Origin of the sequence: Micromonospora sp. NBC_01740 (assembly GCF_035920365.1) — a bacterium.
In the GTDB taxonomy this organism is placed as follows: domain Bacteria; phylum Actinomycetota; class Actinomycetes; order Mycobacteriales; family Micromonosporaceae; genus Micromonospora; species Micromonospora reichwaldensis.
This window is the reverse complement of the sequence record NZ_CP109150.1, coordinates 4591108-4616397: the sequence shown is the minus strand read 5'-3', so window position 1 is coordinate 4616397 and position 25290 is coordinate 4591108. Positions and strand designations below refer to the sequence as shown.

Annotated in this window: 30 protein-coding genes; 11 read left to right on the top strand and 19 right to left on the bottom strand. The window is 74.7% G+C overall.

The features are described from left to right. Positions 1–9: 9 nt before the first annotated feature. Positions 10–159 carry a hypothetical protein gene (locus tag OG989_RS20505; RefSeq protein ID WP_165947858.1) on the bottom strand — a complete coding sequence of 50 codons (150 nt, stop codon included), beginning with the start codon at positions 157–159 and terminating at the stop codon, positions 10–12. Positions 160–348: 189 nt separating this feature from the next. Between OG989_RS20505 and OG989_RS20500 the strand changes: the two genes are divergently transcribed. Further along, positions 349–744, top strand: coding sequence for a VOC family protein (locus OG989_RS20500; RefSeq protein ID WP_151456520.1), 396 nt, complete (start codon positions 349–351; stop codon positions 742–744). Between the two features lie 134 nt (positions 745–878). Here OG989_RS20500 and OG989_RS20495 read toward each other — a convergent pair whose 3' ends face one another. After that, complete coding sequence (locus OG989_RS20495; protein WP_151456521.1) at positions 879–1562, bottom strand: helix-turn-helix transcriptional regulator; 684 nt, start codon at positions 1560–1562, stop codon at positions 879–881. A gap of 37 nt (positions 1563–1599) precedes the next feature. Between OG989_RS20495 and OG989_RS20490 the strand changes: the two genes are divergently transcribed. Further along, the gene (locus tag OG989_RS20490) at positions 1600–2454 is read left to right on the top strand and encodes an arginase family protein (protein ID WP_151456522.1); all 855 of its coding nucleotides are present in this window, start codon (positions 1600–1602) and stop codon (positions 2452–2454) included. A 104-nt stretch (positions 2455–2558) separates the two neighbouring features. Here OG989_RS20490 and OG989_RS20485 read toward each other — a convergent pair whose 3' ends face one another. The 3 genes from OG989_RS20485 to OG989_RS20475 form a co-directional block, all read right to left on the bottom strand. Then, positions 2559–3995 carry a sensor histidine kinase gene (locus OG989_RS20485; RefSeq protein ID WP_225852400.1) on the bottom strand — a complete coding sequence of 479 codons (1437 nt, stop codon included), beginning with the start codon at positions 3993–3995 and terminating at the stop codon, positions 2559–2561. 28 nt (positions 3996–4023) lie between these two features. Then, positions 4024–4770, bottom strand: a complete 747-nt coding sequence (locus tag OG989_RS20480; protein WP_327028106.1) for a response regulator transcription factor — start codon at positions 4768–4770, stop codon at positions 4024–4026. A gap of 187 nt (positions 4771–4957) precedes the next feature. After that, positions 4958–5191, bottom strand: coding sequence for a hypothetical protein (locus OG989_RS20475; RefSeq protein ID WP_327028105.1), 234 nt, complete (start codon positions 5189–5191; stop codon positions 4958–4960). 172 nt (positions 5192–5363) lie between these two features. Between OG989_RS20475 and OG989_RS20470 the strand changes: the two genes are divergently transcribed. The 3 genes from OG989_RS20470 to OG989_RS20460 all read left to right on the top strand — a co-directional run bounded on the left by OG989_RS20470 (position 5364) and on the right by OG989_RS20460 (position 8097). Further along, positions 5364–6317, top strand: a complete 954-nt coding sequence (locus OG989_RS20470; protein ID WP_327028104.1) for a serine/threonine-protein kinase — start codon at positions 5364–5366, stop codon at positions 6315–6317. Between the two features lie 137 nt (positions 6318–6454). Continuing rightward, a complete protein-coding gene (locus OG989_RS20465) occupies positions 6455–6883 on the top strand; it encodes an OsmC family protein (protein ID WP_089000686.1) in 429 nt (142 codons plus the stop codon). A gap of 365 nt (positions 6884–7248) precedes the next feature. Next, positions 7249–8097 carry a hypothetical protein gene (locus tag OG989_RS20460; RefSeq protein WP_327028103.1) on the top strand — a complete coding sequence of 283 codons (849 nt, stop codon included), beginning with the start codon at positions 7249–7251 and terminating at the stop codon, positions 8095–8097. A gap of 40 nt (positions 8098–8137) precedes the next feature. Here the strand turns inward: OG989_RS20460 and OG989_RS20455 are convergent, their stop codons facing one another. From OG989_RS20455 to OG989_RS20435, 5 genes are all read right to left on the bottom strand, one after another. Beyond that, complete coding sequence (locus OG989_RS20455; RefSeq protein ID WP_151454809.1) at positions 8138–8686, bottom strand: ATPase; 549 nt, start codon at positions 8684–8686, stop codon at positions 8138–8140. Positions 8687–8845: 159 nt separating this feature from the next. After that, the gene (locus tag OG989_RS20450; protein ID WP_151454808.1) at positions 8846–9292 is read right to left on the bottom strand and encodes a response regulator; all 447 of its coding nucleotides are present in this window, start codon (positions 9290–9292) and stop codon (positions 8846–8848) included. A gap of 70 nt (positions 9293–9362) precedes the next feature. Beyond that, positions 9363–9710, bottom strand: a complete 348-nt coding sequence (locus tag OG989_RS20445) for an STAS domain-containing protein (RefSeq protein WP_327028102.1) — start codon at positions 9708–9710, stop codon at positions 9363–9365. 85 nt (positions 9711–9795) lie between these two features. After that, the gene (locus OG989_RS20440; protein WP_151454806.1) at positions 9796–10848 is read right to left on the bottom strand and encodes a cobalamin B12-binding domain-containing protein; all 1053 of its coding nucleotides are present in this window, start codon (positions 10846–10848) and stop codon (positions 9796–9798) included. Then, the gene (locus tag OG989_RS20435) at positions 10845–12605 is read right to left on the bottom strand and encodes a PP2C family protein-serine/threonine phosphatase (RefSeq protein ID WP_327028101.1); all 1761 of its coding nucleotides are present in this window, start codon (positions 12603–12605) and stop codon (positions 10845–10847) included. Before OG989_RS20435 ends, OG989_RS20440 begins: the two co-directional genes overlap by 4 nt. Positions 12606–12853: 248 nt before the next feature. On the opposite strand from OG989_RS20435, the gene OG989_RS20430 reads away from it, so the two are divergent. Together OG989_RS20430 and OG989_RS20425 are read left to right on the top strand one after the other, a co-directional pair. Continuing rightward, positions 12854–13198 (top strand): STAS domain-containing protein, encoded by a 345-nt coding sequence (locus OG989_RS20430; protein WP_327031210.1) that lies wholly within the window; start codon positions 12854–12856, stop codon positions 13196–13198. A 57-nt stretch (positions 13199–13255) separates the two neighbouring features. Beyond that, the gene (locus OG989_RS20425) at positions 13256–13600 is read left to right on the top strand and encodes an STAS domain-containing protein (RefSeq protein WP_151454804.1); all 345 of its coding nucleotides are present in this window, start codon (positions 13256–13258) and stop codon (positions 13598–13600) included. Positions 13601–13674: 74 nt separating this feature from the next. Here OG989_RS20425 and OG989_RS20420 read toward each other — a convergent pair whose 3' ends face one another. Next, positions 13675–13989: a hypothetical protein gene (locus tag OG989_RS20420; protein ID WP_151454803.1), complete on the bottom strand. Its 315-nt coding sequence runs from the start codon at positions 13987–13989 to the stop codon at positions 13675–13677. Between the two features lie 213 nt (positions 13990–14202). Between OG989_RS20420 and OG989_RS20415 the strand changes: the two genes are divergently transcribed. Beyond that, on the top strand, positions 14203–15183 hold the full coding sequence (locus tag OG989_RS20415; RefSeq protein WP_327028100.1) for a DUF2267 domain-containing protein: 981 nt from the start codon (positions 14203–14205) through the stop codon (positions 15181–15183). A gap of 62 nt (positions 15184–15245) precedes the next feature. Beyond that, positions 15246–16040: a spermidine synthase gene (locus tag OG989_RS20410; protein WP_327028099.1), complete on the top strand. Its 795-nt coding sequence runs from the start codon at positions 15246–15248 to the stop codon at positions 16038–16040. A 60-nt stretch (positions 16041–16100) separates the two neighbouring features. Here OG989_RS20410 and OG989_RS20405 read toward each other — a convergent pair whose 3' ends face one another. Together OG989_RS20405 and OG989_RS20400 are read right to left on the bottom strand one after the other, a co-directional pair. Next, positions 16101–17402, bottom strand: coding sequence for an NAD(P)/FAD-dependent oxidoreductase (locus tag OG989_RS20405; RefSeq protein WP_151454800.1), 1302 nt, complete (start codon positions 17400–17402; stop codon positions 16101–16103). Between the two features lie 51 nt (positions 17403–17453). Then, on the bottom strand, positions 17454–19607 hold the full coding sequence (locus OG989_RS20400; RefSeq protein WP_151454799.1) for an amylo-alpha-1,6-glucosidase: 2154 nt from the start codon (positions 19605–19607) through the stop codon (positions 17454–17456). Positions 19608–19839: 232 nt separating this feature from the next. Between OG989_RS20400 and OG989_RS20395 the strand changes: the two genes are divergently transcribed. After that, a complete protein-coding gene (locus OG989_RS20395) occupies positions 19840–20925 on the top strand; it encodes a hypothetical protein (RefSeq protein ID WP_151454798.1) in 1086 nt (361 codons plus the stop codon). A gap of 195 nt (positions 20926–21120) precedes the next feature. After that, positions 21121–21282 (top strand): hypothetical protein, encoded by a 162-nt coding sequence (locus OG989_RS20390; RefSeq protein ID WP_165947859.1) that lies wholly within the window; start codon positions 21121–21123, stop codon positions 21280–21282. Between the two features lie 40 nt (positions 21283–21322). On the opposite strand, the gene OG989_RS20385 is transcribed toward OG989_RS20390, so the two are convergent. The 6 genes from OG989_RS20385 to OG989_RS20360 all read right to left on the bottom strand — a co-directional run bounded on the left by OG989_RS20385 (position 21323) and on the right by OG989_RS20360 (position 25097). After that, positions 21323–21856: a GNAT family N-acetyltransferase gene (locus tag OG989_RS20385; RefSeq protein WP_151454797.1), complete on the bottom strand. Its 534-nt coding sequence runs from the start codon at positions 21854–21856 to the stop codon at positions 21323–21325. 60 nt (positions 21857–21916) lie between these two features. Further along, positions 21917–22309, bottom strand: coding sequence for a nuclear transport factor 2 family protein (locus OG989_RS20380; protein WP_151454796.1), 393 nt, complete (start codon positions 22307–22309; stop codon positions 21917–21919). A 53-nt stretch (positions 22310–22362) separates the two neighbouring features. Next, positions 22363–22656, bottom strand: a complete 294-nt coding sequence (locus OG989_RS20375; protein ID WP_151454795.1) for a DUF6510 family protein — start codon at positions 22654–22656, stop codon at positions 22363–22365. Between the two features lie 20 nt (positions 22657–22676). Continuing rightward, the gene (locus tag OG989_RS20370; RefSeq protein WP_151454794.1) at positions 22677–23411 is read right to left on the bottom strand and encodes a ferredoxin reductase; all 735 of its coding nucleotides are present in this window, start codon (positions 23409–23411) and stop codon (positions 22677–22679) included. Next, positions 23408–23998 carry a sulfite oxidase-like oxidoreductase gene (locus OG989_RS20365; RefSeq protein ID WP_225852209.1) on the bottom strand — a complete coding sequence of 197 codons (591 nt, stop codon included), beginning with the start codon at positions 23996–23998 and terminating at the stop codon, positions 23408–23410. Before OG989_RS20365 ends, OG989_RS20370 begins: the two co-directional genes overlap by 4 nt. Before the next feature lie 79 nt (positions 23999–24077). Beyond that, entirely contained in the window at positions 24078–25097 is a 1020-nt protein-coding gene (locus OG989_RS20360; protein WP_151454792.1) for a TerC/Alx family metal homeostasis membrane protein, read from the bottom strand. Between the last annotated feature and the right edge of the window lie 193 nt (positions 25098–25290).

The window sequence follows — 25290 nt, the reverse complement described above, 5'->3', positions numbered from 1 at the left end:
CGGCCAGGGTCAGCGCTGGTCGGTGGGCTGGCGGCGGAACCGGTCGACCAGTCGCCGCCAGTAGAGCTTGGCCGCCACCGCGGCGCCGGCCACCCCGCCGACCACCGCCTGCACGATCAGGCTGCCGGACCCCGCGTCCAGGTAGGCCAGGTGTTCCACCGACCGCTCCTTTCCTCGCGTCTCGATGTTCGGCGTACGCGGGCAGGATCCTTGAGGGATTTGCCCGTAAAGCCGGACTTGTCTAACACGCTACGCCGATCGTCCCGGTCGTGAGGGGCACACCCGACACTCCGCCCGTTGTCCGTTTCGTTCAAGACGGGCGCCGGGAGCCTCCCTACGGTGGGAGCCATGGCACCCAGACTCGATCTCATCGGCATGGTCAGCAGCGACCTGTCCCGCTCCCTCGCCTTCTACCGGCGGCTCGGCCTCGACATTCCCGCCGACGCCGACACCGCGCCGCACGTGGAGGTCACCCTGCCGGGCGGCATCCGGCTGGCCTGGGACACCGCCGACACCGTCCGCGCGTTCGACCCCGGCTGGAAGCCCGGGGGCGGCGGCGGGGCCAGCCTCGCCTTCCTGTGCGCCGACCCGGCGGAGGTGGACCGGCTCTACGCGGAGCTGGTGGCCGAGGGCCACGAGGGTCACCTGCCCCCGTGGGACGCCTACTGGGGCCAGCGGTACGCGGTGGTGCTCGACCCCGACGGCAACGGCGTGGACCTGTTCGCCCCGCTCGCCGCGAGCTGAACGCGGACCGGCCCCGCCGGACACCGGAAACCCGACCCGTCGGGCCTCGTGGTCGATGGTGAGGATCCACGCGGAACCGCACCGGGAACGCGCGGAGCGTCAGCGGTCACCCGGCCGGGAAGATCGCCGAGCGTTCAGCTCAGCAGGGCGGTGGGCGGCACGCCGGCCAGGTCCCGCACGTCGCGGGTCAGGTGGGCCTGGTCGGCGTAGCCGCAGCGGGCCGCCACCTCTGCCAGCGGGGTGCCGGCGCGGGCCAGCGCCAGCGCGCGCCCCATCCGCAGGATCCGGGCCAGGGTCTTCGGGCCGTACCCGAACAGGTGCTGGCACCGGCGGTGCAGGGCGCGCGGATCGAGGCCGATCCCGGCGGCGGTCGCGGTCACGCTGGCGCCGGCGGCCAACGCGGCGGTGACCCGGGCGCCGATCGGATCGGGCCCGCCGGCCGCCCGCAGCCGCCGGACGGCGATCTCCGTCAGCACGTCGGCCGGGGCCGCCTCCGCCCGCTCGGCCAGCCGGGCGACGTCCCGGTCGCCCCACAGCTCCGCCAGGGGGACCCGCCGGTCGCGCAGCTCGACGGCCGGTACGCCGAGCACCGCCGGTCCGGTGCCCGACGGCAGCCGCAGCCCCACCCAGCGCTCCGGCGGCCCGCCGCCGCTCAGGTGCGCGGTGCGGTCCGGCCCGGCCACCGTCAGCCCGCAGCGGCTCGACCAGAGCAGGTCGAGGCAGCCGTCGGGGAGCACCCTGGCCGGTGCGGCGCCCGCCGTCGTGGCGCTGGTCCAGAGCACCGCGCCGGCAAACCCGGCCGGACGTTCCCGGTACATGCCGCCCAGCCTGCCACGGCCGGGCTAGCCTCCGGATGTGCGATGGTCGGTGCTGGACGCTCCCCTCGACTCCTCCGGACGCGGCCGGGGCGAGCACCGGGCGCCCGCCGCGCTGCGGACCGCCGGGCTGCTGGGCCGGCTGGGCGCGGCCGACGCAGGCGCCGTCGACGCCCTGATCACCGACCCGGTCCGGGACCCGGAGACCGGGGTGATCGGCGTCGACCAGGTGCGCCGCGCCGGCCGGGCGATCGCCGCCCGCACGACGACGCTGATCGGCTCGGGACGGCATCCGCTGGTGCTCGGCGGCGACTGCGCGATCCTGCCCGGCATCCTGGCGGGGCTGCCCGCCGGCTTCGACCTGTGGTTCCTCGACGCCCACCTCGACTTCGAGGACGGCCGCACCTCGCCCACCGGTGAGGCGGCGGACATGGACCTGTCGATCGTCACCGACCACGGCCCGGCGGGAGTGCTCGACCGGGAGGGGCCGCTGGTCGACCCCGACCAGGTGCACCTGCTCGGCCACCGGCCGCTCGACCGGGCCGCGACGGACGGGAAGGAGGCCTACCGGATCGACCCCGCCGTCCACCTGGTGCCGGCCACCCGGCTGCGGGGCGCCGACGCCGCGGCGGTGGGCCGGGATCTCGCCGCCGGTACGACGCCGGCCTGGCTGCACCTCGACCTCGACGTGCTCGACCCGCTGGTACTCCCGGCGGTCAGCTATCCCGAGCCGGACGGGCTGGACTGGGCCGACCTCGTCGCGCTGGCCCGACCGCTGGTCCGCTCGGGTCGGCTGATCGGGATGAGCGTCACCGACTTCAACGCAGACGAGGACCCCGACGGGCGGCACGCGGAGCGTGTCGGGCAGGCCCTCGCCGAACTGCTGGCCGACTGACCGTCGCCCGTCCGGCCCGCCCGACGGTCACCGCGGCGCCGGCCCGTGGCCCGGTCCGCCCGACGGTCGCAGCGGCGCCGGCCCGTGGCCCGGTCCGGCACGGGTCACCCGCCGGAGCTGGCTCCCGGCAGCCGGACGGTGAACACCGTCCGGCCGGGCCGACCGTCCAGCTCGACCGTGCCGTGGTGGGCCTCCACCACGGCGGCCACGATCGCCAGGCCCAGGCCGGTGCTGCCGTGCGCCCGGGACCGGGAGCTGTCGCCCCGGGAGAAGCGTTCGAACACCTCGGCCCGCAGCGCCGGCGGCACGCCCGGCCCGTCGTCGGCGACGCCGAGCACGGCGACGTCGCCGTCGACCCGCAGGGTGGTGGTGACCGTGGTGCCGGGCGGGGTGTGCACCCGGGCGTTGGCCAGCAGGTTCGCCAGCACCTGGTGCAGCCGGGCCGGGTCGCCGGGGACGCGGACCACGGTGTCCGGCAGGTCGAGCCGCCACCGGTGCTCCGGCCCCGCCACGTGCGCGTCGCCGACCGCGTCCACCACCAGCGCGGACAGGTCGACCGGCTCGACCACGAGCGGCCGGCCCGAATCCAGCCGGGCGAGCAGCAGCAGGTCGTCGACGAGGCGGGTCATCCGGGTGCTCTCGGACTCGACCCGGCGCAACGCGTGGGCCACGTCGGGCGGCACCTCGTCCCGGCCGCGCCGGGCGACCTCGGCGTACCCCCGGATGGCCGCCAGCGGGGTCCGCAGCTCGTGGCTGGCGTCGGCGACGAACTGGCGTACCCGGGTCTCGCTGGCCTGGCGGGCGGCGAGCGCGGCGCCGACGTGCCCCAGCATCCGGTTCAGCGCCGCGCCCACCTGCCCCACCTCGGTGCGCGGGTCGGTGTCGGCGGCCGGCACCCGCACCGACAGCGCGACCTCGCCGCGGTCCAGGGGCAGCTCGCTGACCCGGCCAGCGGTGGTGGCGACCCGGCGCAGCGGGCGCAGGGTCGCCCGCACGATCAGGGCTCCGGCCCCGCCGGCGACGAGCAGCCCCGCGGTCGCCACACCGGCCTGCGCGGCGACCAGCCACCAGACGGTCTCCGACACGCCCGACAGCGGCAGGCCGAGCACCCGCACGGTCCCGCCCGGAAGCTGGCGCGCCACCACCCGGTAGGCACCGCGCTCGCCCAGCTCACGGGTGCGGGGGCGGCCGTCCGTGGGCAGGTCCGCGAGGCCGGCCAGGTCCCCGGCGGGGACGGCGCGTTCCTCCCGGTCGGCGAGGGTCCAGGCCCGGACCACCCGGCCGTCGGCCACCTCGGCGGCGACGGTCCCCGGCGGAAGCCCCCGGGGAATCCGGGCGTCCGGCCCGAAGGGTGGCGCCTCGAAGGGCGACGGCACGCCCCGACCGGGACCGGTCCGCATCGGCGTCAACTGGTCGTCGACCCGGTCGATCAGGAACTGCCGCAGCGCGACCGTGGTGATCCCGCCAATGGCCACGCTGACCAGGGCCAGCAGGGCGACCAGGGTGACCACCAGGCGGGTCCGCAGCGACACCCCGGCCAGCCGGTGGCGCAGCCGGCCGGCGGCCCGCTCACTCCGCCGGCCGGAGGACATACCCCGCGCCGCGCAACGTGTGGATCATCGGCTTCCGGCCCGCGTCGATCTTCTTCCGCAGGTACGAGATGTACAGCTCCACCACGTTGGCCTGGCCGCCGAAGTCGTAGTTCCAGACCCGGTCGAGGATCTGCGCCTTGCTGAGCACCCGGCGCGGGTTGCGCATCAGGTAGCGCAGCAGCTCGAACTCGGTGGCGGTGAGCGTGACGGGGCAGCCGTCGCGGCGCACCTCGTGGCTGTCCTCGTCGAGGCTGAGGTCGCCGACGGTGAGCACCGCGTCCGGGCGGGCGGCGACGGCGAAGCCCGAGCGGCGCAGCAGCGCCCGCAGCCGGGCGATCACCTCCTCCAGGCTGAACGGCTTGGTGACGTAGTCGTCGCCGCCGACGGTCAGCCCGGCGATCCGGTCCTCCACCGCGTCCCGCGCCGTCAGGAAGAGCACCGGCACCGTCGGGGCCTGCTCACGCAGCCGGCGCAGCACCTGGAAGCCGTCCAGGTCGGGCAGCATCACGTCGAGCACCACGGCGTCCGGCCGGAACTGCCGCGCCGCGTTCAGCGCCGACGTGCCGTCGCCCGCCGTACGCACCTGCCAGCCCTCGTAGCGCAACGCCATCGACAGCAGGTCGGCCAGGGTCGACTCGTCGTCGACCACCAGCACCCGCACCGGCTCCCCGTCGGGGCGGCGCAGCTCGACCCGGCCCGCCCCGACCTGCCCGTCCGTCACCATGGCCCCCATCGTGCGCCGGGCCGCTGTGCCCGGCTTGTGCGCCACCTGTGCCCCCGCTGTGTGCCGGCCGACCCGTCCACCGCCGGGCCGCCGGGCGCCCGGGACGTGGCGGTGGTCGTCGTCGCCGTGGTGGCCCGGCCACGCCCGCTGGCCGCCCCGCCCGACGGGCGACGGGCGACGGGCGAGCTCACTCGGTCATGCCCACCGGGTAGGTGTGCACGAAGCGCATCGTCCAGGTGCCGCCGCCGGTGGGCTGCTCGCGCTGGTAGAGGTGGTCCGGTCCGCCGGCCGTGGCCGGCCCGGCGCCGTCGGGGTGCCGCAGGATCCAGTGCGCCGGCGGGGAGCCGTCCGGCTCGGCGGGCACCGCCCGGACCAGGTCGTGGGCCGGGCCGCCGACGAAGCGTACGGTCACCTCGCTCATCCGCGCGCCCGCCTTCCCGCAGTGCCGCCCCGACAGCGGCCCTGGCTCGCAAGCTACCGCAGCAGTGAGCGGCCCCGCCCGGATCCGGCAGCGGTTTGCCCTGATCGGAGCTCGGGTACCGCTGCCCTGGGGACCTGTCGAGGGACGGGCCAGGAAGAGCAGGGAGCGGTCGATGAGAACGCTGGACGGGCGATACCGGCTCGAACAGCGCATCGGCATCGGCGGCATGTCGGAGGTCTGGCGGGCCCACGACGCGGTGCTGGACCGGCCGGTCGCGGTGAAGGTGATGTCCCCGGGGCAGGAGGGCCAGGACACCTCTGTGGAGCGCATCCGCGCGGAGGCCCGCTCCGCCGCCCGGCTGGTGCACCCGAACGTGGCCTCCGTGCACGACTTCGGCACCTGCGGGACGGGCCCCGAGGGCCAGGTGCCCTACATCGTCATGGAATTGGCCGAGGGCGAGACGCTGGCCGCGCACCTGCGGGCCGGACCGCTGGACTGGCGCATCGCCGTACGGGTCTGCGCCGAGGTGAGCGCCGCGCTGGCCGCGGCGCACGCGCACGGCATCGTGCACCGCGACGTCAAGCCGGCGAACGTGATCCTGACCCCGGCCGGCGTGAAGGTGCTCGACTTCGGCATCGCCACCCCGTCCGGCACTCCGGACCGGTCACCGGAGGGGATGGTGGTCGGCACGCCCGCCTACCTCGCGCCGGAGCAGCTGGAACGGGCACCCGTCACACCCGCCGCCGACATGTACGCCCTCGGCGTCCTGCTCTACTACTGCCTGACCGGGCGGCTGCCGTACCAGGCGGGCACCACGACTCCGACCCAGCTGCTCGGCGCGCGCCTGCGGCAACCGCCGCTGCCGCTGCCGGAGATCGAGGGGCTGCCGCCGGAGGTGGCCGACCTGTGCGCGAGCTGCCTGGCCGACGACCCGGCCGACCGGCCGTCCAGCCTGATGGCGGCCCTGCTGCTGGCGGAGGCGGTGGACGCCCGCGTGTACGTGCCGCTACAGCAGCCCACGGCGCCGCGACAGCGCGTCGGGTCGATGTCGCCGTGGACCGAGCGGGCGGCGGCCGAGGCGACCGAGGCGGCTCCCGTACCCGACTGGTCCACCCAGGCCGGCTGAGCCTCCTTCCGCGGCCCGACCAGGCCGGCGTCGTGGGGGCCGCTTCCGTCCGGCGTCCTTCGGGTCGCCCACCGGTCGCCCGCGTTTCACCGTCCGGGGGCCGGGTAGCCGGGCGGGTGAGCGACGGGAGGAACGCGATGCCGGAATCGAGCTCCTGGCTGAACGAGACGGCCACCGCGACCGCCGAGGGCGGCCACGTACGCACCGACGACGGGAGCCTGTCCACGGCCCTGGCGTCCCCACTGGCGCCGCACTGCTCGGGGCTGACCCCGGAGCAACTGCTCGCCGCCGCCTTCGCGTCCTGCCTGCACCACGCGGCGGTGGAGGCGGCGGGCGAGATCACCGACGAGGCGCACACCGTGCAGGTACGCGCGGAGGCGAAGCTCGGGCGCGACGACGACGGCCGGTACCGGGCCGACGTGCACGCCTCCATCTCGTCGGCGGGGCTGAGCCGGCAACAGCTGGCCGAGCTGGTGGAGCACGCGGACCGGTTGTGGCCCTTCTCCAGCGGCGACGGCAGCCGGCACCGGCTCACCGTCACCCCGGCGGAGAACGGCCGGCACTGACCGACCCGTCGGCGGGCCCTGCGGCGCGGGACAGCTCCGACACCACCGCCGCCGGTCCGACCTGCACCACCGCCGCCGGCACGGCCTGCGCCGTCACCTCGGGGGCCGACGGGCGGTCGGTCGGGTGACCCACGGCGGCCTCCACCGTTCGGTGGAGGCCCGACGCCAGCCCGGCGCCGGAGCCCGCGATCGATTCTCCACCCGATTATCAACCCCTAATCGGATATATGCGAAAGAGTCGACAAGAGCGATTGGCGGCTTTGATGAGCCGTCGGGGGTAATCGGCCCGCAGATCGGCGCAAATTGTGGCGCATGCCACCAACCAGGCCGATGGCAAGACGCGCTCGCCTTTCTAGCCTCGGCGGGTGCACCCCGACGACCCTCTCGACCAGAAGCTGACCCAGGATCGACCGGCCACCCGCTCGGACGACCCCGCCTCGACCGAACGGACGACCGGCCGTCATCGCGCTGCGGAACGGCAGCGTCGCCGCGGCCGGGCCCTGCTCGCCTCGACCCCCGTCCGGGTCGCGCTCGCCACCGGCGTGACCTGCTGCCTCGGCGTGGCCGCGTTCGCCGGCACGCGCGAGGACGCCGACGCCGCGCGGGAACCCGTGGCCGAGGCGCTGGCCGAGCGGGCCGTCGACGACGACCGCGCTTCGCGGTCCCTGGACCGGGCCGTCTCGCCTTCGCCCTCGCCCTCGCTCAGCCCCAGCCCGACGCCGAAGCCGACCCCCTCGGCCACCCGCAAGGCCCCGCGTAAGCCGGCCCCGCCACCCCGCCCGCGCCCGGTCGCCGGACTCACCCAGGCGCAGATGGACAACGCCAAGATCATCGTCGACGTGGGCGCCGAGCTGAAGATGCCCCGCCGCGCCATGGTGGTGGCCGTGGCGACCGCGATGCAGGAGAGCCGGCTCTACAACCTCGCCAGCGACGTGCTTCCGGAGTCCAGCCGGTACCCGCACCAGGGCAGCGGCTCCGACCACGACTCCGTGGGCCTGTTCCAGCAGCGCCCGAGCAGCGGCTGGGGCACCGTACGCGAACTGATGCGCCCGTCGTACGCCGCGCGGGCCTTCTACGAGGCGCTGCGGGAGGTTCCGGGCTGGCAGCAGATGAGCGTGGCCGGCGCCGCCCAGGCCGTGCAGGTCTCGGCCTTCCCCGACGCGTACGCCCAGCACGAGGGCCTGGCCACCACGGTCGTCGCCGCGCTGACCTGACGGCGGCCGGCTGGCCACGCCGGTCCCTGGCCGGCGAGGGTCAGCGGATCCCGGCGCGGCCGCCCGGCGGCTCGCTGGACGCGTCCGCGCCGCCCCGGGCGGCGATCCTGGTCGCCGGCACCCCGCTGCCGGGCATCCCGGCCGCGGCGGTCGGAGTGTCCGCCGGGACCGGTTCGACGGTCAGCCCGTCGAGGATCCGGTCCACGCGGGCCTCGCGCCTGCGCCGGGCGTACAGCGCCTCCTCGAAGTCCCGGCGGGCCTGCACGGCCTCGGCGTAGACGCGCTCGCGCACCTGCCGGGCCTCCTCCCGGGCCGCGTCGAGCTCGACCCGCGCCCGGGTCAGCAGGTCGACCGCCTCGCGATCGGCGTCGTCGGCGCCGCGCCGGGCCGGGTCCGCGTCGCCGAGGTCCAGCCGTTCGAGCAGGCCGCGCAGCGCCGTCGCCTCGTCACGGATCTCGTCCCACTCGCGACCGGCCCTCGCGGCGCCCTCCGCCCGGGCGGCGAGCCGGGCCAGCCGGACGCCGATCTCGTCCAGGCAGGAATCGACCTGCCGCTGGTCGTAGCCGGTCTCCACGACGCAGAACCTCATACTGTCGCCCCCCAGGCAGCCGGTGGTTTCCTTCCCCACCCTGGATCCTCGGCGCTGGGGGCGGCAGCGGAGGGGCTTCGGGAAAAATGTTCACCATGCGGACGCCCGCAAGGCCGGGCGCGTCGCCGCGACCCGGCGGGGCCGACCGCCCGGGGGCGCTCAGGAGCGCTTCGGGAGCACGACCACCCGGCCGAAGAACTCGTCGATCCGGCGCACCACGTCGTTGAAGTCGTCCAGGTCGATCGGCTTGGTGACGTAGGCGTTGGCCTGGAGCGTGTAGCTGCCCACGATGTCCGTGTCGGCGTTGGAGGTGGTCAGCACGACGATCGGGATCGTACGCAGGTCCTCGTCGCCCTTGACCTCGCCGAGCACCTGACGCCCGTCCATCCTGGGCATGTTCAGGTCGAGCAGGATGACGTCCGGCCGCCGGGCGTCGGTGTGCCGCCCCTCGCGGCGCAGGAACTCCATCGCCTCCTGGCCGTCGCTGACGACGTCGATGACCTTCTCGACGTCGGAGTCCGCGAGGGCCTCCTCGATCATCAACACGTCGCCCGGGTCGTCGTCCACCACCAGGATGCGAACCGGACTCGGGGTGTCTGCACCCATCACTACCTGCTTCGGGTCGGTGGAACGGAGAATCGCGAGGCGCTCTGTGCCGGCGGGGAAATCTAGCCCATCAGCCGGCGGACCGCGCGGTCGGGTCGGCCCTGCCGGACTCGTGTCTCAGCACCTCGGCCAGCCCTGTCACCTGGAGCACGCGGTCGACCCGACCGGTGGCGCCGGTGACCCGCAGCCACCCGCCGTCGGCGGCGACCCGGTTGTCGCCCCGGACGAAGGCGGCGATCCCCGTGGAGTCGCAGAAGGTGAGCTCCGTCAGGTCCACCAGCAGGCGGCGCTCGCCGGCGTCGACCAGCCGGTCGATGGCCGCGTTGAGCTCGGGCGCGGTGCTCAGGTCGAGTTCGCCGGCCAACCGCAGGCGTGCCGCCCCGCCGTCGCGGTCGGCGTACGTGACCGTGAACGTCACCCCTGGACCCCCTCGCTTGACCGCAGGCGGATGCTTGCAGTGTGGCAAGTATAAGCAGGGGCACCCGACACGGCCGCACCGGCGCTCATCGCGCCCCGGAGTCACCCGCCCTGGCCAGGGACGACCGCGCCGCCCCGAGGAACCGCGCGGCCCGGGGAAAGTCGCGCAGGACCCGCCCGTAGTGTTCCAGAGTCGACCCCAGGGCGGGGGCCGGCACACCCCGACTGGTGAGGATCTCGACCAGCCAGTCGACGAACTCGGTGAACAGCGAGCCGTCGTCGACGTAGAGCGCGGCGGCCAGGAAGTCCACGATGTAGCCCAGGTCGCTGACGGTGGAGTCCAGCTGGCTGGGCGTGTAGTCACGCGTCCCCGGGTCGTGTTCCCGCAGGTCCGCCAGCGCGCCGTCGATCAGCTCGCCGCGCCGCTTGAGCAGGCTGGTGTACTCGTCGTCGGCCAGGTGGCTCAACTCCGCCGGCGGGACGCGGCGCAGCGCGCGCTCGTCGGCGACCAGGTTCGCGGCGGTCGGGGCGTCAGGCGCCCAGGCAACGCCGAGCCGCCGGGCCCAGCGGCCGTCCGCGCCGAACCCCCGGCCCCCCACCACCACGGGGACGTCCACGCGCCGGCACGCCTCGATCATGCGGTGCGCGTGCGGCAGGCGCATCGGCAGCGCACAGGCCAACGCGACCGCGTGGGCGTCGTGCCGGTGCAGGTACGACACCAGGTGCGGGGCGGGGACGCTCGCGCCGAGGAAGGTGACCTGCCAGCCCCGCAGCCGCAGCACCTCGGCGACCAGCCGGGGCGGCAGGGCGTGCCACTCGCCGTCCATGCAGGCCACCACCACCCGGCCCCGCGTCGGGCGCGGGTTCGCGTACGCGGCCACCGCCGCCACCACCCGCTCGCTGATGTGCGTCGCGGCGTGCTCCTGGGCGACGCTCCACTCGTTGCGTGCCCACCGCTCCCCCACCTCGGCCTGCGCCGGGGCGACCAGGTCGAGCAGGACGCGCTCGGCGGGCACGCCGGCCTCGAGCAGGCCGGTGGCCACCTCGATGGCCGCGTACTCGTCCGCCTCCTGGAGGCAGTCCAGGTATCCGGGCCAGACGCCTGCCGGGGTGGCGTCGGCGGTCGGGGCGGCGGTCACGGTCGGGTCCCCCTCGTCTCGGCGGTGCCGCTCGCGTCGGGCACCGCGTGCAGGTGCCTGGGCGTACGCCCGCCCGGACCGGTCGCGCGCAGCGCGAGCACGGCGATGTCGTCGTGGTCGCCGTGGGCCAACCAGTCGCAGGTCACCTGCTCGACGCGCTCGGCCAGGGCGGGCGCGGGCATCCGCTGGCAGCCGGTGACCGCGTGCACCAGCCGCTCCGTGCCGAACTGCTCGTTGCCGCGGCGGCCCCCGCGCGCCTCGGTCACCCCGTCGCTGTAGAGCAGGCAGGTCTCGCCCGGCTCCAGCCGGACGGTCACCTCCCCGATCCGGGGATCGGGCACCACGCCGACCAGCATGCCCGACAGCGGGACCGGCTCGACCTCGCCGGAGCCGCGCAGCACCAGCGGCGGCAGATGACCACCGCCGGCCAGGGTCAGGGTCAGGCCGCCCTCGCGGTGCGCGCGGACCACTCCCAGCACCATCGTCGCGAAACGCCCCTGCCCCTGCGCCTGGCTGGTCTCCAGCAGCGCGTCGTTGAGCAGCTTCAGCAGGCGCCCCGGCTGCGACTCGACCCGGTGCAGCGCCTGGAGGCACTGACGCAGCTGGCCGGTGAAGACCGCCGCCTCGACACCCTTGCCGGAGACGTCGCCCAGGAAGAACACGGAGCCGCCGTCGGCCAGCCGGTGCGAGCCGTAGAAGTCGCCACCGATGCGCAACCCGGCCTGGGCCGGCCGGTAGGCGGTGCCCCACTGCACCCCGGTCGCCTCGGCCGGCTCCACCGGCACCAGGCTCGCCTGGAGCGTGTCGGCGACCTCGGCCTGGTCGCGGTAGAGCAGCGCCGTGGTCAGCGCCGCCCCCGCCCGGGCCGCGAAGGCACGGGCCAGGTCCACGTCGGCCTCGTCGTACCAGCGCTCGACGCGCCGCGCGACCAGCAGCACGCCGGCCGGGGCGTCGCGACCGGGCAGCGGCACCACCCGGACGCAGGCCTCCGCCGCGGTCAGCCCGGGCAGCCAGCCGGCCTCCGCGGCCTGCTCCGCCAGCCAGTCGAGGGTGTGCGGTTCCCCGCCGTCCAGCCCCTCGGTGATCGCCGCGGGCAGGTCGACGGCGGGCAGGATGCCGCTGTCCACCACCGGGGCGTCGTCGTCGCTGCGGGCGGCCCGCCACCAGCGCGCCCGACCGGAACGGGGTGCCAGCACCAGCACCGCCACCTCGGCCAGCGTCGGCACGGCGAGGCGGACCACCGCCGCGGCGGCCCGGTCCGGGTGCAGGGGATTGCCGAGCTTCTCGCCGACTACCGCCAGGAACGCCGAGCGGGCCCGCTCGGCGAGCAGGGCGTCGGCGCGGGTGACGCTCTCGGTGACGTCCTCGACGTACCAGCAGCAGCGGGCGGCCGACAGCGGCACCCGGCGCGCGCGCAGCCGGCGGCCGCGGTGGGTGAACTCGCCGTCGGCGGTCAGCCCTGGAAGGTTGGCCGCCGCAAGCAGTTCGCCCGGGGTGACCTCGGGCAGCAGCCGCTCGGCCACCGGGCTGACGTGCCGGACGACGCCTCGCGCGTCGCAGACGACGAGACCCTCGCGGAAGTGCTCGACGACCTCGGACCAGTCGGGTGCCGCGTGCTCCCGGTCGGCCGCCAGTGCGGGGAGCGCGGAGGCCGGGCGTGCCGGGGCGCCGGCGGACCACGCCGTGGCCTGTGCGGCACTCGGTGTGGGGACCCGCCCGTCGCCGGGATCTGAGTCCCGGACGTCCGCAGCAGTCACCGGCTGAGCCCCACTCCTTGTCGAAACCCGTACCACCGGGAGGCAGCACAGGTGGTCAGATCTCTCGCACCCACCCTACGCCCGTGTGCCGCGAACGCCACCCGACGCCCGTCGTGCGGTCGCCGCTCGGTGCCCGGCGGGACCTGCGGCGCGTTGTTACGATCCCTGCATCCCCGCCCCTCGGCGGCCTGCGAAAGGGCGTGAGCGTGCTGTCCCGTCGGAGCCAACCCGAGGCGACTCCGTTGAGCATGACCGTCGACCGGTCGGATCCCGCCGCACCGGTCATCCGGGTCGAGGGCGACCTCGCCTACACCACCGCCGGGCCGCTGCGCGCCGAGGTCGACCGGATGCTCGCCGATGCTCCGCCGGCCCTCGTCCTCGACTTCACCGGCCTGCTCTTCATCGACAGCACCGGCCTGGGGGTGATCGTGCACGCGTGGCGCGAGGGGCAGCAGTGCGGCACCGCCCTCCGGCTGTGCGCCGTGCCCCGGTTCCTGGCGACGATCCTCGACATGACGGGCGTCACGGGCCTGCTCGCTCGGCCGCTCGGCGAGAGCCTGACGGCGGCGGAGGGCGCCGCCAGCACCGCCTGACGCGCTCCGCCCGGCCCCCCGCTTTGCACCCGGGCCCGCGACTGGGAACATGGGCGCATGGCCGCTCAGCTGTTGACCATCGAGGTGACCCGGCTCGACGCCGGGCGCGCCCGGCTCCGGCTGTCCGGTGAGCTGGACTTCGACACCGCCCCGGAGCTCGTCGCCGCCACCGCCGAGCTGCGCCGGGACGGCTACCAGGAGCTCCTGTTCGACCTGAGCGCGGTCAGCCTGTGCGACTCGTCCGGGCTCAGCGCGTTCCTGACCGCCCATCACGACGGCACGGGCGCGGTCCGGCTCACCGGGGTCGGTTCCCAGCTCCAGCAGTTGCTCGACCGCACCGGCCTGACCGAGCTGCTCGCGGTGGAACACGGCACCGACGGCGCCACCCGCCGGGCGGGCTGAGGCCGGCCGGGCTCCGCGCGGGGCGAGGGGTGGCCCCCGACCCTGGGACCAGGGGCCGGGGGCCGGAGTGAGGCTCAGGGTGCGGTGAGTGGTTGCAGCCGGGGTCCGGTGGTCCGCCGCTGCCCCGTCGTCGGCGGCTCGGCGTCCTCCGGCGGCCCGGAATCGGGAGTCTGGAAGAGATAGCGGACGAACACCCCACCCGCCTCGTTGTCGTCCGCCCCGGGCCACTGCCCGATGCAGTCCACCCCGACCACCTCACGCCCCGAGCCGTCGCCCTCCTCCAGCAGCGCCCACAGGCTCACGGGGTAGCAGCGGGTGTCCTCGGGCGAGAGGCGCCAGCGGGCGTACCAGCCGGGTCGGGCGGGAACGATCTCGACGATCCTCTTCATCACGACCTGTCCTTCCGCGTTCTCGGAAGTTCTCCGGTCCGCTGCGATCGTCGGCTCCCGCCGGGTGACCGCCCCTCACCCCCGCCGGATGAAGCTGTCCCGCCGCCCATCCGGGCATCGCCGGCCCGGCCGTCGGCGTCCGTTTCGGTGCCGGCGCCGGCGGGAAGGCGACCGGCGGAAGCGAGGAAACACCAGCGGAAGCGAGGTGTCACCATGCGCAAGCAGATGGAGGGCGACAACCAACGTCGCCGCGCGCTGGCCCGCCAGGCCCGGGAGCGCGGCATGCAGGCCAGCGAGACGGGGGCCAGCCTGAGCGCCTCCAAGCAGCTCACCCACCTGGAGCAGGGCAAGCGCGCCGGTCCGCCGCCGGCCGGCAGCCGCCACAAGCCGGACAGCACGCGGGGTGGGCCGGCGCCGCCGGCGGCGGGCGTCCCGGAGTCCCCCCGCCCCCTGCCCGACCGGGGCTCGGGTGCGCCGGAGGGGACCCCGCTGGGCTACCACGCGCTGGTCGACGACGTCGTCCGCCGTACCGGTACCGACTTCCGGACCGCCAAGGTGGGCGTCGAGTCGACCGTGCTGGTCCTGGCCTTCGCCCTCGGCGAGGCGGAACGCCGGCGGCTGCTGGCAGCGGTGCCGACGAAGCTGCACGACGTCCTTCCCGTGGACGGCATCAGGCGACGCCCGGACCTGCCCGGCTTCCTGGCCGAGGTGGGCCGGATCAGCGGCCGTACCCCGGAGCAGGCCCGCTACCAGGCGGAGGCGACCGTGGCGGCGCTGGCCGACCACGACGGCGACCTGATCGAGTCGCTGCACGTGCCGGACGGCCTGCGTGACCTGCTGGAGCCGCCGTCCGTCGGTGGCGGGGTGGTCGGCGCGGTCAGCGCGACGCCCCCGCTGAGCGACACCGACCTGCGGAAGGCACTCGGCGCGCTGCCCTACTGGTCCGGCGACGGCGAGGCGCTGTCCCGCACGCTGGAGCTGCCGGCGGACAACCTGGACCGGGTGCTGGACCGGATCGACCGGCTGCGCCAGGAGACCGGTCGCGGCCCGCGCATCGGTCGCCCCGACCCGGGCACCGCCATACTGACCGTACGGTCCCGGCAGGCCGGCGCGGTGACCGCGATGGACGTGGACCTCGCCCACGCCGTCGACGACGCGATCGACGAGGCGGGCGCCGGGATGGCGACCGGCTGACCGGCGTACGGGCCGGCGGACGTCCACCCGCCGGCCCGCCCCGGCTCGGCTAGCCTGCCGGGGTGGACCCCTCCGACGCGCCCCGGCTGGAGCTGGTCGTCGACCCGGCCCGCCCCACCGGGCGTACGCTCCTCGCCGCCGGCGTGGAGCAGTCCTACGTGGACGTGGCCGATCCCCGGCACCTGCATTTCGAGTACGTGCGGCGGATGGCCGCCGTGGCCGACCTGGCGGCGCCGCCCGGCCGGCCGCTGGCCGTGCTGCACCTGGGCGGCGGCGCGCTGACCCTGCCCCGCTACGTGGCCGCCACCCGGCCCGGCTCGCCGCAACTGGTCGTGGAACGCGATCCGGCCGTGGTCGACCTGGTGGCGCGGGACCTGCCCGCGCCACCCGTCGGCGTCGACGTGCGGGTGGCCGACGCCCGGGACGCGGTGACCCGGGCGCCCGCGGCCGGCTACGACCTGGTGCTCGCCGACATCTACCGGGCGGCGCGGATGCCCGCCCACGTGCGCAGCGTCGAGTTCGTCACCGAGGTGGCCCGGACGCTGCGCCCCGACGGCGTACTCCTCGTCAACGTGACCGACCTGCCGCCGCTGGTCTTCGCCCGGGTCCAGGCGGCCACCCTGCGGGCGGTCTTCGCCGACGTCTGCCTGGTCGCCGACCGCCGGATGCTGCGCGGGCGGCGGTACGGCAACCTGGTGTTCGCCGCCGCGCTGCGCCCCGGGCGGCTGCCGGTGGCCCGGCTGTCCGCCCGGGCCGCACGGGATCCGGTGCCCGGCGGGGTGCTGCACGGGGCGACCCTGGACGCGTTCGTCGCCGGCGCCCGTCCCGCCACGGACGCCGCCCTCGCCCCGCGCTGAGGCGACCCGCCCAGGGAGCGGAACCTGTCGGCGGTCGGCCGCGAGCGCACCGGGCGGCGGTCAGCGCGCCCGGACGGCCACCTCAGGCGAGGAGCTCTCCAGCGGCACGGCGTTGGCCGGGACCAGGCCGAGCTGCACGGCCGGGCGCGGCAGCGCGGCGTCGAGCATCCAGTCGGCGCCCACCCGGATCCGGTTGCCCGGCATCGCCAGCAGGTGGTAGCCGCGGGTGACCGCCTTGGCGGGCAGCCCGGACAGCGACACCTTCAACGGGTTCGCCGCCGCGTCCTTGCCGCCCAGGTCGACCACCCAGCCCAGGTCGTGGTGCTTGTACGGCCTGCGTCGCCCCTGCCCGTAGGAGGCGGCGATGTTGTGCGCGGCCAGCTTGCCCTGCCGCTGCGCGTGCTGCGCCGTCATGGTGCAGATCTGCCCCGGGCGGGCCAGGTCCGGCACGGCGGCCGCGTCGCCGCAGGCGTACACCTCCGGGAAGCCGGGGACGCTGAGGTACTCGTCGACGACCAGCCGGCCCCGCTCGGTGCGCAGTCCCAGCTCGGCGACGAACGGGTCGGGACGCACGCCGACGCACCAGACCAGGGTGCAGGTGGGCACGTAGTCGCCGTCGGTGAGCGTCACCCCGTCGGCGGTCGCCACAGCCACCGACGTGCCCATCCGCACGTCCACGCCCCGACGGCGCAGCACGCGGTCGGCGGTCTCCGACATCCGCTGGTCCAGCTCCGGCAGCACCCGGGGCGCGACGTCGAGCAGCATCCACTTCGGGCGGATCTTGAGTCGGGGGCGCTGGGAGACCAACTCGTCGGTGAAGAGTTGGCCGTGCGCGGCCACCTCGGTCCCGGTGTAGCCGGCGCCGACGACCACGAACGTGGCGCGCGCCTGCTGCTCGGCCGGGTCGTCGGTCTGCTCGGCCAGCTCGATCTGCCGGATCACGTGGTCGTGCAGGTAGAGGGCCTCGGGCAGGCCACGGAAGCCGTGGGCGTACTCGGTCACACCGGGGATCGGCAGCAGCTTGTTGACGCTGCCGACGGCCAGCACCAGCCGGTCGTACGCGATCCGGTTGCGGTCCCCCTCCGGCTGGGTGAAGCCGACCCAGCGGTTCTGGAGGTCCACGTGGTCGGCCTCGCCGATGAGCACCCGCACCCCGTCGAGCGTCCCGGTCAGCGGCACGGAGATCCGTCGGGGCTCGACCACGCCGGCGGCCACCTCGGGCAGCAGCGGCAGGTAGAGGAAGTAGTCGGTGGAGTTCAGCACCACGATCTCGGCCCGGCCCCGGGCCAGCCGGCTCAACGTCTTCGCCGCGTGGTAACCGGCGAACCCGGCCCCCACGATCACCACACGAGGTTTCGTCATTGCCGCCCCGTTCCCACCCCTGGGCGGGGCAAACGTGGCGGGTCGGACGACTCAGCACTCCGCCAGCCGGACGTGCCCGGTCTGCCCGACCGCCTCCACCTCCCAGCAGCGTCCGAACGCCCGCACCCGCTCGGCGGCGATCCGCCCGATCTCGTGCGGGATGTCGGGGTCGAGGACCAGCCGGCCATCCACCGGGTTCAGGTTGAGCATCGCCCGGACGAAGGCCAGCGGCGCGCCGGCCGCCCACGCCTGCGGGCTGCACGCGGTCGGGTACGGGATCGCGAAGAGCAGCCGCTCCCGGGGGAACCCGCTCATCGCCTCCGGCAGCCGGTGACCGAACTGCTCGGCCGCCTCGAGCAGGGCGAGGCTCACCCGGTTCGCCTCCGCCCGGTAGCCGTAGCGGGCCATGCCGAGCGCCGCCAGCGAGTTGTCGTGCGGCCAGACGGTGCCCAGGTGGTAGCCGAGGGCGTTGTAGAGCCGGTCGTCCCAGGAGAGCGTGCGGATCCCCCAACCGGAGAACATGTCCTCGCCCATCAGCTGCCGCACCACCGCGCCGGCCCGCTCCGGCGGCACGATCCCGCTCCACAGCAGGTGCCCCATGTTGGAGGTCTTCGAGTCGATCGGGTTCTTGTCGCCGTCCAACCCGACCGCGTAGAAGCCGCCCCGGGCGTCGATCCAGAAGTCGCGGTTGAAGCGCTCGTACAGCGCCTCGGCGTCGGCGCGCAGCCGGCGGGCCAGGTCGGGGTCGGCGAGCGGCCCGTCGGCCAGCTCGGCCAGGCGCAGCTTCGCGTCGTAGGTGTAGCCCTGCAGGTCGCTGGTGGCGATCGGCAGCACCGGGATGCGGCCGTCGGCGAAGCAGACGCCGTCCGGGGAGTCGCGCCAGCACTGGTTGCCCAGCCCTTCCGGGGAGCGCGTCGCGTACTCGACGTATCCGTCGTCGTCGCGGTCGCCGTACCGGTCGATCCAGTGCAGCGCGGCGAGCGCGTTGTCACGCAGGAAGCGCACGGTCTCGTCGTCGCCGGTCCACCGCCAGTACTCCGACAGCAGGACCAGCCAGAGCTGGGTGGCGTCGGCAGAGCCGTAGTACGGCCCGTACGGCTTCACTCCCGTCCTGGTCAGCTCGCCGCTGCGCACCTCGTGCAGGATCTTGCCGGGCTCCTCGTCGGTGAAGTCGTCGCACGTGTCGCCCTGCAACCGGGCCAGCGCGAGCAGCGCGCCCTTCGCCAGGGCCGGGCCCGCGACCAGCGTCTGGTACGCGGTGATGAGGGTGTCGCGGCCGAAGACGGAGAGGAACCAGGGCAGGCCGGCGCCGGGGAGCATGATGCGCTGCCCCTTGACCTCCAGGTCGAGGCGCAGCGCCGCCAGGTCGTCGCGGGTCTGCGCAAGCGTCCGCGCCAGCGCCTGGTTGTCGCTGCGCAGCACCGCCCGCCCGAGGGCCCAGCGGCGCACCGGGTCGTCGGCGCGGCGGTGGAACACGTCGGCGATGTCGCCCCGGACCGGCTCCACCACCCCCATTCCCGGTGGCAGCGGCACGTGCAGGTCGACGTACCACTCCTCCCGTCTGTGCAGGGTGATGTCCCAGACGAGGTCGTCGCCCTCGACGCGGTCCGCCGGCCGGGAGCAGCAGACCCGGGTCTCGGCGGCGAAATCTCCCCGGGCGTACGTGAAGCACAGTTCCGAGCCGTCCTGCGCGTGGCTGCGGGTGATCTCCGCGGAGCGGTCCCGAACCCCCGACTTGACCTCGAACAGGTCGGCGAAGTCGACGCCCACGGCCAGCCGCAGCTCCAACCGGACCGGTTCCGGCCGGAAGGACACCATCTCCACCCGCTCGTGGAAGCCGTCGCCGACGTACCGCAGCCGCCGCATGCCCAGGCTGTCCGGTGGCAGGCCGGACTGGGCCGGGTTGGTCAGCACGTACTGGGCCGAGTAGTGGTCGACGGTCTCGGCGCGCAGCACCAGCAGCTGCTCGCCGTTGACGGTGAGCACCCAGCCGCTGAGCAGCCGGGTGTCCAGGTGCACCAAACCGCCGATGCTGCCCGGCGGCACGTCCCCGCAGGGGTCGGAGTACATGAAGGTCGGGCCGCTGAGCACCGCGATGGAGTCCGGGCCCAGCTCGGGCGGCATGGCCCGCTGGTCGCCGCTCTGCCCGGCGGCGGCCCGCAGGCCGGGTGTGGGGTCGGCGGGGGTCGGACGAACGACAGCCATGCCTCCACCGTAGGAAGACCGCTACTGTCCGTCATCACCCGCTCCGGATGAACCGGCGCGGAACCGTTCACGGGGGGACGCCGTGCGGAACCACGGCCCTCGGCCGACGGGCCCCAGGCCGGGTGCCGACAGCGGCGGACTTACGACACGCGACTGTGCGGTTGCCGACAGTGACGGCCCCGGTCTCGGCGCACGCTGCTTGCCGACCCGACCGTCGTCATCAGGAGGAAAGATGCGACTCCGTTCGCTCGCCGCCGCCGCGCTGGCCGCCGTGCTGGCCGCCGGCGCACTCGCGCCGGCCGGCCCGGCCGTGGCGGCCACCGCCGACCTGTGGGGCTTCGCCTACGTCAAGGACCCGACCGTGCCGGCCTGGACGGTGCTCGACACCACCCGGCAGTGGGGCAGTTGGAAGACCGCCTTCCCCGCCGCCTGGGCGCAGGGGGGCAAGCTCGCCCCGGGCCGGTTCCAGGTGCGCTTCCCGCAGATCGGCGCCGGCGCCCGGGGGGTGCCGCACGTGACCCCGGTCAACCGCACCGGCCACTACTGCGAGGTCGTCCGCTGGTTCTCCTCCGGCCCCGACCAGATCGTCGACGTGCAGTGCCACAAGCCGGGCGGGGACCGCGACGACACCCCGTTCACCGTCCTGTGGACCACCAGCAGCGGCGTGCTGCCGCCGGGCACCGCCCACGCGTACGTCCAACAGGCCGGCGGCGCGCTCGTCCAGTCGTACAACTCGACGGGGGCGGCGAACGGCATCGGACCACTGGGCGTCGGCCAGTGGGCGGTGAAGCTGCCGGGCGTCGGGCTCGCCGGCGCGCTGGCCGGCGACGTGCAGGTCACCGCGGTCCAGCCGAACGCGGCACCGCGCCGCTGCAAGATCGGCAGCTGGTCCTTCTCAGGCGTCGACGTGGCCGCGAACGTGTCCTGCTTCGACCAGGCGGGCGCGCCGGCGGCCACCGACTTCGCCCTGTCCTACCACCGTCGGCGGCCGGTGATCGGCTCGCTCGCCCCGCCGTCGCGCTTCGGCTACCTGGGCACCGCGGTGGGCGGGCCGACCAACGACAACTCGGTGCTCGGCGTCGGCGCCAACACCGTCGCGGCGATCGCCCCGGCCGGCCGCTACCTGGCGAAGTTCCCGCAGCTCGGAGTCGCGGAGACGCACGTCCAGGTGGTGGCGCAGGGGGTCGGTTCGAACTACTGCCACCTGACCCAGCCCTGGTCGACCGCGCTCGACGTCGAGGTGGACGTGATCTGCTTCGACAACGCCGGGGTGGTCACCCCGCACCGGTTCCTGGCGACCTTCACCTCCCGCGTCTGACGCGACACGGCCGCCTCCCGCCGTCCGACGCGACCGCGGCCATCGCGCGTCCGACGCGACCACGGCGATCTTTCGCGTCGACGCGACCGTGGCCGAATGGGCCGCGCCGGATCACCCGGGGCGGGTGGGTTCACCTCACCCGCCCCGGCGGCACGGTGGTGCTCCACCGCCACCGAGCGACGGGAGGACAGCGCCATGAGCACACCGATGTCGAACGACCGGCGGCAGCCGATCTACCTGCGGCAGAGCGGTCGCCCGCAGCTCACGGCCCGGCAGCGCCGGCGCGTCGAGCACAAGCAGGGGCGGTTCGTGCGCCTCGACGGCCAGCGGCCCGAGGCACGCCGGCCCGGGCGCTGACCCGGGTGGCCGGTGGCGGTCGTGACGGGTCGCCACCGGCCTATTCGCCGGCGGGACACGGGGCGGTGATCGCCCACCGTTCGTGATCGCGCCACGCCCCGTCGATGAACAGGTAGTCCGGCGAGTAACCCTCCAGCCGGAAACCGAGCTTGCGGGCCACCCGGCGGGACGGCTCGTTGCCCGGCTGGATGTTCGCCTCCAATCGGTGCAGGCCGAGCGTGTCGAAGGCGTGCCGGACCACCAGGCCGATGCCGGCGGAGGCGTGTCCGGTTCCGCTGTGGGGCAGGAAGGCGGCGTAGCCGAGGTAGCCGCCGCGCAACGCGCCCATGAGGATCCCGCTGATGTTCACGTAGCCGGCGATCGCCCCGCTGTCCCGGTCGCAGATCAGGTACCCGGCGTGGTCCCGACGGCGGATCTTGCGCAGGTACGCGGCGTACCGCGCCGGGTCGTCGGGGGCGGCGAGCCAGGGATGGTGCAGGTCACGGCTGCGCCGGGCCGCCGCGACGAACTCGGCCTCGTCGGCCGGCCGGGGCCGACGGATGGCAGCCGGACCCGATGTACGCAGATACCTCACGGCAGACCACTGTCGCCGTGCGCGCCGCCCTTGTCCAGCGGGTCGCGGGCGCCCCGGCCCTCACGGACCGGCCTGCTGGTCCACCCCGTCGTCAACCCGCTCCAGCGTGTAGTGGATGGTCTGGGCGACGATCCAGCCCTCTTCGATGAGGAACGAGTCCGCCCCGTCGCAGACCCGTACGCCCTCGATCCGCGCCGTCCACTCCAGGAACGCCACCCGGCCCTCGACCATCCGGTTCGTGTACACGTAGCGGGCGCCGGGCAGCTCCTCCTCCAGCAGGCGCGCCAGCTCCCCGACGCCCGCGTGCCCCCGGAACACGCCGCGCCGTTCCAGGACCACGCACGACGGCGACACGTTGCGCGCCAGGTCCTCGGCGAAGCGGTGCTCGGCGGCCAGCCGCAGGTGGTCGTCGAACACCTCCGACGCCGACCGCGCCCGCAGGTCCTCGCCCACCGCCGGTCCCCCGTCCGATCCGGCCGCCGCTGCCGCGTCGCCCTCCCCCGCCGTCACAGCGGACCCGGGTACGGGTGCTCCGGCGGCATCGGCACCCGCAGGAAGGTGGCCCCGCGCAGGTCCAGCCAGGCGTGCCCGGGCGAGCGGACCAGCCGCAGCATCACCTCGGCGCAGTTCGGGCAGCGGCCGACGAGGCCGGGGGCGTGCGGGTAGACCCGCAGGCCGGCCAACGGGCCCAGCATGCGGCAGTGCTCGCACCGCCCGGCGGCGGTGCTCAGGTCGACGGCGAACAGCTCCCGCAGCGGGCCGTCGAGCATGTTGCCGTCCAGGTACGACGTGTCGGTCATCGGGCGTTCCTCCTCGACGCTCAGCCGGTGGGGCCGAACCGTTCGGTCTTGACCCGCCGGCTCTGGTGGCCGAGCCCGACGAGCAGGTCCGCCACCGTCTCCACGAAACCGGTCGGCCCGCAGACGTAGCAGAGCGGCTCCAACTCGGGCGGCCAGCCGTGGCTGTTCACGTCGGCCAGCCCGATCCGGTGCGGCTCGCCCCGCCAGTCCTGCGGCGCCTCGCGGGTGTACACGTACGCGACGTCCAGGCCCAGGTCGTCCCGGACCCTGCGGCGCAGCTCGTCGGCGTAGAACACGTCGGCCGGGGTGCGCACCGAGTAGAGCAGCCGGAACGGCACCCGGCTGCCGGCGGCGCGGCGGGCGCGCACCATCGCCATCAGCGGCACGACGCCCGATCCGCCGGCCACCAGCAGCACCGGGGCGGTCTCCTCCGGGCGCCAGACGAACCAGCCACCGACCGGGCCGCGCACCTCCACCGGGTCGCCCTCGGCGTAGACGTCGATCAGGTACGGCGACACCTCGCCGTCGGGCACCCGCTGCACGGTCAGCGTGATCCGGTCGGCCTCGGCCGGACCGGCCAGCGAGTACGACCGCGCCGCCTGGTAGCCGTCGGAGGCGGTCAGCCGCACGTCGACGTGCTGCCCGGGCAGGTGCCCCGGCCAGCCGGGCGCCTCCAGCACCAGTGTGTGCGCGGTGGGCGTCTCGACCCGGCGCTCGCACAGCCGGGCCACCCGCCAGCGCAGCGGGGCGGTCAATCGCCCTGGTACCGCTGCTCACGCCACGGGTCCCCGTAGTCGTGGTAGCCGGCGGTCTCCCAGAATCCGGGCTGGTCCTCCGTGGTGAGCCGGATGCCGCGCACCCACTTGGCGGATTTCCAGAAGTACAGGTGCGGCACGAGCAGCCGGGCCGGGCCGCCGTGCTCGGCCGGCAGCGGGCCGCCGTCGTAGCGGTGCGCGATCCAGGCCCGCCCGCCGCGCAGGTCGGCCAGCGGCAGGTTCGTGGTGTAGCCGCCGTACGAGTGGGCCTGCGCGTAGCGGGCGTCGGTGTCGATGCCCTCCAGCAGGGTGTCGAGGGAGACCCCCTGCCAGTCGGTGTCCCGCTTCGACCAGCGGGTGACGCAGTGGATGTCGACCGCCGGGGTCTCCTGCGGCAGCGCCATCAGCTCGTCCCAGCTCCAGCGGAACTCGGCGCCGGACTCGGTGGAGATGACGAACTCCCAGGTCTCCAGCGGCACCCTCGGCGTCGGGCCGGCGGAGAGCACCGGGAAGTCCTGCGTCAGGTACTGCCCCGGCGGCAGGGCCGGCTCCGCGGAGCGGGGCCGGCCCTGGAAGCCCGGTGACACGATTCCCACCCGTCAGTCGTACCACCCGGGGTGGGTGGCGAGGCGCGGTCGGCGGATCCGCACCGCGACGGGTGACGCCTCAGTTCCGTTCGACCACGATTTCCTTCTCGCCCCGGCCGGCCTTGCTGGTGGCCCGCAGGCTGGTGAGGGTGACGATCACCAGGACGCCGATGATGACGCCCAGGGAGGCGAGGGTCGGGATCTCCGGCACACCCTTCCAGATGCCGTGCGCCCAGTGCAGGCCGAGCTTGACGCCGATGAACGCCAGGATGATCGCCAGGCCGTAGCTGAGGTGCACCAGCCGGCTGAGCGCGGCGTGCAGCACGAAGTAGAGCGCCCGCAGCCCCAGCAGGGCGAACGCGTTGGTCGCGAAGACCAGGTACGGGTCCTCGGTGATGCCGTAGACGGCGGGCACCGAGTCGACGGCGAAGACGATGTCCGTGGCGAGCAGCGCCGTCACCACGAGGGCGAACGGGGTGAGCGTACGCCGGCCGGAGAGGCGCACGACCATCTTCGGGCCGTGGTAGTCCTCGGTGACCGGCATGAACTTGCGCAGCAGCCGCACCGAACGCATCTTGCTGATGTCGACTTCCTGCTCGTGCCCGGTGACGGCGTCGCGCAGCAGCTTCGCCGCCGTGAGCAGCAGGATGATCGCGAAGAGCAGGAAGGCGAAGTCCAGGGTCTGCAGAGCCGCCGCGCCGATGGCGATGAACACCGCGCGCAGCAGGAGCGCGCCGGTGATGCCGTAGAGCAGGGCCCGCTGGGCCAGCTCGGCCGGCACCGCGAACGCGGCCAGCAGCAGCATGAAGACGAACAGGTTGTCGACCGAGAGGGACTTCTCCACCAGGTAACCGGTGAGGTACTCCACGCCCTGGTTGGAGCCGAAGCGGGCCCAGATCCAGGCGCCGAAGGCCAGCGGCAGGGCGATGTAGAAGGCGGACCAGCCCAGCGCCTCCCGCATCGACACCTCGTGCGGCTTCCGGGTGACCAGGAAGTCCAGCACCAGCAGTGCGATCACGGCGGCGATGGTGACGCCCCACAGCGTGGGGGTGCCCACCGACTGGAGATCGGTGGCAGCAAGATATGGCAAATCGGACATGGAGCCTCCTCGAACACCCTGTCATGTTCGAGGTCTCCTTCACCCACTTTCGTGGGCAGCCACCCGAGGCGTGCTCCGGGCACGCCGTACTGACCGGGATGGCTCGTGGGAAGTACTCCCCTCGTCGCGACAAGGTTAGGGCAGGCCCGTGGGCTCGGCAAACGCGGCACGCCAGATCACGCGCGCAAGGCGT